Origin of the sequence: Erythrobacter sp. (assembly GCF_038133525.1) — a bacterium.
Taxonomy (GTDB): Bacteria; Pseudomonadota; Alphaproteobacteria; order Sphingomonadales; family Sphingomonadaceae; genus Qipengyuania.
Genome location: NZ_JAYPTL010000090.1, coordinates 1 through 8,157, shown reverse-complemented (window position 1 = coordinate 8,157; position 8,157 = coordinate 1). Strand labels below are relative to the sequence as shown.

Annotated in this window: 8 protein-coding genes; 5 read left to right on the top strand and 3 right to left on the bottom strand. The window is 61.4% G+C overall.

Going from position 1 to position 8,157, the window contains the following annotated elements; genetic code table 11:
- The first annotated feature begins 3 nt into the window (after positions 1–3).
- Positions 4–2,688: a ribonuclease E/G gene (locus AAFM29_RS15845; RefSeq protein WP_341713749.1), complete on the top strand. Its 2,685-nt coding sequence runs from the start codon at positions 4–6 to the stop codon at positions 2,686–2,688.
- Between the two features lie 110 nt (positions 2,689–2,798).
- Here AAFM29_RS15845 and AAFM29_RS15840 read toward each other — a convergent pair whose 3' ends face one another.
- Positions 2,799–3,434 (bottom strand): class I SAM-dependent methyltransferase, encoded by a 636-nt coding sequence (locus AAFM29_RS15840; RefSeq protein WP_341713748.1) that lies wholly within the window; start codon positions 3,432–3,434, stop codon positions 2,799–2,801.
- 141 nt (positions 3,435–3,575) lie between these two features.
- Here AAFM29_RS15840 and AAFM29_RS15835 point away from each other — a divergent pair, with 141 nt between their 5' ends.
- Positions 3,576–4,598 (top strand): phosphoribosylglycinamide synthetase, encoded by a 1,023-nt coding sequence (locus AAFM29_RS15835; protein WP_341713747.1) that lies wholly within the window; start codon positions 3,576–3,578, stop codon positions 4,596–4,598.
- Between the two features lie 6 nt (positions 4,599–4,604).
- On the opposite strand, the gene AAFM29_RS15830 is transcribed toward AAFM29_RS15835, so the two are convergent.
- Positions 4,605–5,333, bottom strand: coding sequence for an SDR family NAD(P)-dependent oxidoreductase (locus tag AAFM29_RS15830; RefSeq protein ID WP_341713746.1), 729 nt, complete (start codon positions 5,331–5,333; stop codon positions 4,605–4,607).
- A 194-nt stretch (positions 5,334–5,527) separates the two neighbouring features.
- On the opposite strand from AAFM29_RS15830, the gene AAFM29_RS15825 reads away from it, so the two are divergent.
- The 3 genes from AAFM29_RS15825 to zapE are packed head-to-tail and all read left to right on the top strand — an operon-like array spanning position 5,528 to position 7,902.
- Entirely contained in the window at positions 5,528–6,310 is a 783-nt protein-coding gene (locus AAFM29_RS15825) for a succinate dehydrogenase iron-sulfur subunit (RefSeq protein WP_341713745.1), read from the top strand.
- Positions 6,311–6,322: 12 nt separating this feature from the next.
- Positions 6,323–6,790, top strand: coding sequence for a PaaI family thioesterase (locus AAFM29_RS15820; protein ID WP_341713744.1), 468 nt, complete (start codon positions 6,323–6,325; stop codon positions 6,788–6,790).
- Complete coding sequence (gene zapE, locus AAFM29_RS15815) at positions 6,787–7,902, top strand: cell division protein ZapE (protein ID WP_341713743.1); 1,116 nt, start codon at positions 6,787–6,789, stop codon at positions 7,900–7,902. The genes AAFM29_RS15820 and zapE overlap by 4 nt, the downstream gene beginning before the upstream one ends.
- On the opposite strand, the gene AAFM29_RS15810 is transcribed toward zapE, so the two are convergent.
- A partial coding sequence (locus AAFM29_RS15810; protein WP_341713742.1) for an asparagine synthase-related protein occupies positions 7,899–8,157 on the bottom strand: 259 nt, incomplete at its 5' end. The genes zapE and AAFM29_RS15810 overlap by 4 nt on opposite strands.

Sequence of the window (8,157 nt, the reverse complement as noted above, 5' to 3'; positions counted from 1 at the left end):
TACATGGCAACGCGCATGCTTATCGATGCGCGCCACCAGGAAGAAACCCGGGTGGCGGTGCTCAAGGGCAACCGGATTGAAGAATTCGATTTCGAATCTGCCGATCACAGGCAGATCAAAGGTAACATCTATCTCGCCAAGGTAACCCGCGTCGAACCGTCGCTGCAGGCGGCATTCGTCGACTTCGGCGGCAATCGCCACGGCTTCCTCGCCTTCAGCGAAATCCACCCCGACTATTACCAGATCCCCAAGGAGGATCGCGAAGCATTGCTCGCCGCCGAGGCCGAAGTCGCCGAAGAAGAGGCGCGCCTACGCGAAGAGGAAGAAGACCGCGGCGAAATGCCCGGCGACGAATACGACGCCGACGACGAAAGCGCCGAACAGTTGGCCGAAGACCTCGCCGAAGACGGGCTTGAAGAGGTCGACACGTCAGACAAGGACGAAGTCGCGACGATCGAGGACGGCCACGTTGAAAATGGCTTCTCTGACGAAGACGAAGGCGAAGGCGGCGATGAAGAGGCCGAGTCGGACACCGATGGCGAAGGCCGCAATCGGGGTCGAAAGGGTCGCGGGCGGCGCCAGGGCAAGGGTGGCCGCAGCCGCGCCAAGGAAGTCGACGAAGCGCGCGCAAAGCGCATGGCGCTGCGTCGCCGCTACAAGATCCAGGACGTCATCCAGCGCCGCCAGGTACTGCTGGTGCAGGTCGTCAAGGAAGAGCGCGGCAACAAGGGTGCTGCGCTGACCACCTACCTCAGCCTTGCCGGTCGCTACACGGTGCTCATGCCGAACAGCAGCCACGGCGGCGGCATTTCGCGCAAGATTTCCAGTGCGCAGGACCGCAAGCGACTGAAACAGATCGTGTCCGATCTCACATTGCCCAAATCGATGGGCCTGATCGTCCGCACCGCCGGTCTCCAGCGCACCAAGCCCGAGATCAAGCGCGACTTCGACTATCTCGCACGCCTGTGGGACGAGATTCGCGAGAGGACTCTGGCCTCCGCCGCACCGGCCCTGATCCATTCGGACAGCGACCTGATCAAACGCGCCATCCGCGACATCTACAACAAGGAAATCGAGGAAGTCATCGTCGAGGGCGAGGCCGGATACAAGTCGGCCAAGGAATTCATGAAGCTGCTGATGCCCAGCCACGCGCGCCGGGTTAAGCAGTATGCCGATCCCGTCCCGCTGTTTCAGCGCTATGGCGCGGAAGATCAGCTCAAGGCGATGTACGATCCTGTCGTCCAGCTGAAGAGCGGTGGCTACCTGGTGATCAACCCGACCGAGGCACTGGTCTCGATCGACATCAACTCGGGCCGCTCCACCAAGGAGCACAATATCGAGCAGACCGCGCTCTCGACCAATCTCGAGGCGGCGCGCGAGATCGCTCGTCAGCTGCGCCTGCGTGACATGGCCGGGCTCGTCGTGATCGACTTCATCGACCAGGAGCACCACTCGAACACCCGCAAGGTCGAAAAGGCGATGAAGGAAGCGCTCAAGCACGATCGTGCGCGCATCCAGGTCGGCCGAATTTCCAGCTTCGGCCTGATGGAGATGAGCCGCCAGCGCCTGCGCACCGGCGTGCTCGAAGCCACCACACGCGATTGTCCGCACTGCGATGGCACCGGACTGGTTCGCACCGCCTCATCGGCTGGCCTTTCTGCGCTGCGCCTGATTGAAGAGGAAGCAGCGCGCGGTCGCGGAACGATCATCACCCTTGCGGCGAGCACCGAAGCGGCGGTTTACCTGCTCAACGAGAAGCGCGCCGATCTCATGGAGATCGAAGAGCGTTACGGCGTCCAGGTCGTCGTTCGCCCTGAGGGTGAGGACGAAGGCGCCAAGATGCATGTCGCGAGCTCCGGCCCGCGTCCCACCATCGTGCCGAAGTTCGAGACCATCGTCGAGGATGACGAGGAAGATTTCGAAGCCGATATCGATGCCGATGAAGACGAAGATATCGATGCCGAGTCCGACGGTGACGATCGCCCCAAGAAGAAGCGCCGCCGCCGGCGCGGTGGCCGCGGCCGCAACAAGCGCCGGGATGAAGACGATGGTGAGAGCGATGCCGAAGATGGTGACGTTTCCGATGAGGAAGACGGCACCGACGAAATTGCTTCGGATGGCGAGGAAGAGGGCGAGGATCGCCCGAAGAAGCGTCGCCGTCGCGGCGGCCGTCGTCGCGGAGGCCGCGGACGCGGCAATCGCACCGACGAGGCAGGCGAAGGCGAAGCCGAGGAACTGGCCGAGATCTCCGAGCAGGTAGCCGAAGACATGGCGGTGATTGCCGGACCGGAAGATTCTCCTCAGGCTGCAGAGGCAGTCGCAAAAGAAGACGCACCCAAGCCAAAGGCCAAGCGCGCCCGCAAGAAGAAGGTCGAAGAGACTCCTGTCGAAGCGGAAGCACCGGCCGAAGCAGAAGCGGAAGCTCCCGTAGCCGAAGAACCGGCGCCGAAGCCCAAGCGTACGCGGAAGAAGAAAGTCGCGGAGGAAGCACTGGTCGAGGCACCTGTCGACGCAGCGCCGGAGCCGGAAGCACCCAAGCCCAAACGCACCCGCAAGAAGAAGGTCGAAGCCGAAGTAGAAGCTGCAGCAGAGCCCGAAGCCTCTGTCCCGGCAGCGCAGGAAGCGGCAAGTGCAGAAGGTGACGACAAGCCCCGCCGCGGGTGGTGGCAGCGTACTTTCGGCGAGTAATTCAAACCGAATGCCCCGCTCGCCATGGGATGCGCAATGCGCATTGCCGTGGCGGCGGGGCCTTCAGTTTCCTTTGAAGCTTGGGCGCGGGACGAGGCTGCCCTAACTTGTCAGGCGCCTTCCCTGCGAGCCACACCCCATTCCATCCACCCCATCACACGTGGGGTCTTGGGTAGGTAGGCTTGCCCCAATGGCTCGACGGAAAACCCAGCACCCCGCAGCGCCGAACCGATTGGACGAGTCAGATGACACCCGCCCGCGAGCGGTTTCCACATGGGTTCAATCCGCTGCTGCCAACGCGCCACCCCGGGATCTGGGGCCTTGCCGTGCTCGAGAAACAGGAGTTTCCCGCCCGGCTTCAATATGCGGCGCAATTCTGACAGGACCTGCCCAGGATCATCTACCGAACACAGCGTATAGGTGCAGACGACCGTATCGAAACTACCATCGTTGAAGGGGATCGCCTCGCCCACGCCCTGGCGCAGGTCGACCTGCCATCCCTTGCGTGAGGCCTGCGCACGGGCACCGTCGAGCAGTATTTCATGCGGATCGATGCCACTGAAGCTCGTGACACGTCCCGTGTCGTAGAATTGCTGGTTCAGTCCGCCGCCACAACCGAGCTCGAAGACGTTTCCTTCTGCGAGCGGCACAAGCTGGCTGCGCCGCTTCTCGATCCCTGGTTGGCCACAAGCCAGCGTGATCAGACGCGGCATGACATGCGCATCGTACCAGTTCTTCAGGCCCATTCCGTCCCTCTCCAGACCTCTCGTATGCAGGCTATCGCGTTCCGTCTTTGCGGCAAGAAGAATTTCTCCCCTCACAAAGCACTGGCGATGCAGCGGCGCGCGCATTAAGGCCGCCACAACCACAGCTAACGGGCCCCCAGAATGACCTCTCAGATCGCACCCCTTCGTATCCCCCAGGAAGCCAAGGACCGCATCCGTCTCCTGTTCATGGCCAAGCACGCCCTGTTCGGCGGCGGCATGCACCCGGAAGACGGCAATCACGCGATTTACCACCATGAGGTCCGCAGCACGCTGGAAGGGCTCGACCTGAACCTGACGCTGGCGAACAATTACGAAATCCTGTTCACCAAGCCTGACGTCGATTTCGTCTTCCCGCTGCTGAACCGCGGCGGTTTCGTGAACAGCGAAATGCTGATCCCGATCCTGTGCAACAAGCATGGCATCCCCTACCTTGGCGCAATGCCGTTCCTGCGCGGGTTGGGTGACGACAAGTCGGTTTCCAAGCTGGTCTGCCAGCATGCCGGCGTCCCGACCGCTCCCTGGTTCTGCTATCGCCGCGGTGCGCCGGTACGCGAAGAGAGCCTGCCGCCGAGCCCGAAGGGCCGCTGGGTGATCAAGCCCAACGCATCATCCGCCAGCTGGGGCATTTCCGACGCGCACGATTGGACCGGCGTGGCCAATGCGGTGTGGGACATCCATACGCAGGGTCACGATGCCATCGTCGAGCCATATCTCAACGGCTACGACGTGCAGTGCGCCTTCATCACCATCAAGGACGAGCCGATTGCGCTGCCGATGCTGTGGTACGAACGTGAAGATACCCAGCGCCTTTGGACCTATTACGAAAAGCGCGACCTGGTCGAAAACAAGGAAAAGGCCGCACTGAAGCGCTTCGACGATCCGGAGCTGGCCCCCAAGATCGAAGCCTTCGCAAAGCGCGTGGCGCAGGAGTTCGTGCCGTTCGATTACGGCCGGATCGAATTCCGGCTCGACCTCGACACCGGCGAGATCAACTTCATCGAGATCAACCTCAACTGCAATTTGTGGTCCGAAAAGGTCATGGCCAAGGCTGCCGGACACGCCGGCTTTAGCCACGCCGACCTGATCGAGACCCTGCTGGCCGAGAGTTGGCACCGCAACGGCTTGATTGCTGCAACCGCCTGACCCGGGTCAGGCGGGCAGGATCTTGCCGCTATAGTCGAAGACCGCTCCACTATCTGCCGGACGCAAGGCCTGTAGGACTGAGAGAAGCTGGTGCGCTGCTTGATCCGGGCGCATCAGTTGGCCCTCACGCAGGTGCCCCTGGAATGGTAGCGAAAGCTGGGTGTCGACCGTCCCCGGATGCAGGCCAGCCACTATTGCCTGCGGATTTGTACGCGCCATCTCGACCGACAGGTTTCGCAACAGCATATTCAAGCCTGCCTTGCTGGCGCGGTAAGAATGCCAGCCACCCAAGCGATTGTCGCCGATCGACCCGACCCTAGCGGAAAGCGCGGCAAAAACTGCGCGTTGATGTCTAGGAAACAGCGGCAGCATGTGCTTGGCGATAAGCGCGGGACCTACGGTATTGAGCCGGATAACTTCCAGCATCGCCTCGCCATCGACATGCCGATAGCTCTTTTCGGGCCCTGTTCCATCGTTCAGTGTCAAAACTCCCGTGGCCACGATGACCAAATCAGGTGGGCTCTCACGCATTCTGTCGGCCACACTGGCGATGCTAGCTTCATCCTTCAGGTCAAAGCGAAACGCATGCGAACCCGCAACAAGCGGCAATCCCGCCCGGCTACCCGCCCACACCTCGATTCCCCGATCTAACAGCGCTTCGACCAGCGCCATGCCAATTCCACCGCTGGCGCCAAAAACTGCGGCGCGCCGAAACCCTTTCCCTACTTCGTCCATGACGCTTAGACTGCCCAAAGGGCCTTCCGGTTCCCCAGCAATCATGCGGATTCTCGCGGATTTTCGATCATGGTACCATTTTCATCTAAACCCTGTTCCATGTGTTCCATCGCGTAGGATTTGCCCCTCCCCACCCTTGCATGGCGCGTCACACCCGCTAATGGGTTTCGCATAGCAACAGGATCGATAGCGTAATGGCGACCTTCACCCTTCCCGCGAATTCGAAGATCACCGGCAAGAGCCGCGACCACAAGGCCGCTGGCGGAACGCGCATCCGCAAATTCAAGATCTATCGCTACGATCCGGACAGCGGAGAAAACCCGCGTTACGATACTTTCGAGCTCGACCTGGACGATTGCGGCCCGATGGTTCTCGATGCACTGTTCAAGATCAAGAACGAGATCGATCCGACGCTGACCTTCCGCCGTAGCTGCCGCGAGGGGATTTGCGGTTCCTGCTCGATGAACATGAACGGCAAGAACGGCCTCGCCTGCACCACCGCGATCGAAGACCTCAAAGGCGAAGTCCGCATCACCCCCCTGCCCAGCATGGACGTAATCAAGGACCTGGTACCTGATTTCACACACTTTTACGCACAGTATGCGAGCATCCGCCCGTGGCTGCAGACCGTATCGACCACGCCAAGCGGCAAGGAACGCCTGCAGTCGCCGGAACAGCGTGAGAAGCTCGACGGTCTCTATGAGTGCATCCTGTGCGCCTGCTGCTCAACCTCGTGCCCCAGCTATTGGTGGAACAGTGACAAGTTCCTCGGTCCGGCGATCCTGCTGCAGGCCTATCGCTGGCTGGCCGACAGCCGCGACGAGATGACGGGTGAGCGGCTCGACGCGCTGGAAGATCCCTTCCGCCTTTATCGCTGCCACACCATCATGAATTGCGCGAACGTTTGCCCCAAGGGCCTGAGCCCGGCCAAAGCGATCGCCGAAACCAAGAAGATGATGGCCGAACGCGCCATCTGATCGCAGGCTCCAGTGGCATTTCGCGAAGACGTGTTCGACCACGAGGCGGACCCGGAGAATCCGGGCTGGCGGCATTGGAATCTCAAGGACCAGTCGCTGTTCAACGGCGCTGTGATGGGCAAGCTCATCACTCGCGTCGATGATGACGGGAAGTCGCGGCTGCGGATGTTTCCCGAGCGGCGGCATGAGAACCTGCAGGGCATCATCCACGGCGCCGTCACACTGTCTCTGATCGATATCTCGCTTTTCACGACGATGCACACGATCGGCACGGGTAACGCCGGCCCTTCGGTCACGCTGGAATTGTCGACGCAGTTCGTCGGCGCGGGAATGATGGATCGCCCGCTCGACGCAGTTTGCGAGATCGTGCGCGAGACCGGCAGCATGGTCTTCGTACGCGGCAAGGTTGAGCAGGAGGATCACCTCGTCGCCAGCTTCTCAGGTATCGTGAAGAAGATGAAACGCCGCATTGCGTCATGAGCGGGATGCTCGCCCGCTATGAGCGGCTGGTTGCTGCGGGCGAACTGCAGGCTGATCCGGATCAGCGCCGCGCCGCCGAACGACTCGACCGGCTGCAAAAGGACCTCGAGGCGGAAACCTCGGGCGGATTGCTTGCCCAGCTCTTCGGTGGTCGCAAGACCCGGCCGCAGGGCGTTTACATGTGGGGCGGTGTAGGCCGCGGGAAATCCATGCTCATGGACCTCTTTGTGGAGACACTGGGTATCGCGGAAAAGCGCCGTGTCCACTTCCACGAATTCATGCTTGAGGTCGATCGCCTCATCCGCGACGAGCGCAAGAAGGAAGCCGGTGATCCGATCAAGCCGGTTGCCGCACGAATGGCGCGGGAAATCGATTGCCTGGCCTTCGATGAAATGGTCGTCACCAATACCGCCGATGCCGCGATCATGAGCCGGCTGTTCACCGCGCTGATCCGCGATGAGCGGGTGACGGTGGTGACCACCAGCAACCGCCCGCCGCAGGACCTCTACAAGGACGGACTCAACCGTTCCCTATTCCTACCGTTCATCGATCTGATTGAGGCCGAGCTTGACGTCGTTTCTCTGAACGGCCCCACCGACTACCGCCTTGATCGCCTCGGCAATATCGCGACCTGGCACGCCCCCATGGGTGACGAGGCCACCGCACAGGTACGCGAAGCCTTCTTCCGCTTGACCGACTACAAGCCCGAAGACGCAGCCAATGTGCCGAGCGGCGAAATCGACCTGGGCGGCGGACGTATCCTGACGGTCCCCAAGAGTTTCAAGGGCGTCGCGGTCTTCAGCTTTAAGAAGCTATGCAGCGACAATCGCGGGGCCGCCGACTATCTGGCCATTGCGCACGCCTATCACTCTGTCATCGTCGTCGGCGTGCCCAAGATGGGGCCGGAAAACCGTAATGAGGCGATCCGTTTCACCAAGCTGATCGATGCACTCTACGAAAACAACGTGAAGCTGTTCGTGACCGCAGCAGCCGAGCCGCAAGATCTCTACACGGCCGGCGACGGTGCTTTCGAGTTCGAGCGCACGGTAAGTCGCCTAAAGGAAATGCAAAGCGCCGACTACATGGCGCGGGGACATGGGCTGGAGGGTTAGCCGCTGGGCCTCAGGTGGCGGAGCGACCGTTCCAGCATCAGCAGCTGCCACAGGGTCCGCGCGTTATCCGAGCGACCTGCGATATGGTTCTCGGCAAGGCGGGAAAGCGCCTTTCGATCGAACCAGCCACTGCCTGTCAACAACTCGCTCGATGCCACCGCCCTAGCCTCGCTTGCCAACGGCCCGCGAAACCATTGCGCGATCGGGGTCACGAATCCCTGCTTGGGCCGATAGAGAATGTCCTGCGGCAAATAG

Excerpts from the sequence above, each read along its gene's own strand:
- AAFM29_RS15845 (WP_341713749.1), top strand. The coding sequence starts at position 4 with ATGGCAACGCGCATGCTTATCGATGCGCGCCACCAGGAAGAAACCCGG.
- AAFM29_RS15840 (WP_341713748.1), bottom strand. The coding sequence starts at position 3,434 with ATGGGCCTGAAGAACTGGTACGATGCGCATGTCATGCCGCGTCTGATC.
- AAFM29_RS15835 (WP_341713747.1), top strand. The coding sequence starts at position 3,576 with ATGACCTCTCAGATCGCACCCCTTCGTATCCCCCAGGAAGCCAAGGAC.
- AAFM29_RS15830 (WP_341713746.1), bottom strand. The coding sequence starts at position 5,333 with ATGGACGAAGTAGGGAAAGGGTTTCGGCGCGCCGCAGTTTTTGGCGCC.
- AAFM29_RS15825 (WP_341713745.1), top strand. The coding sequence starts at position 5,528 with ATGGCGACCTTCACCCTTCCCGCGAATTCGAAGATCACCGGCAAGAGC.
- zapE (WP_341713743.1), top strand. The coding sequence starts at position 6,787 with ATGAGCGGGATGCTCGCCCGCTATGAGCGGCTGGTTGCTGCGGGCGAA.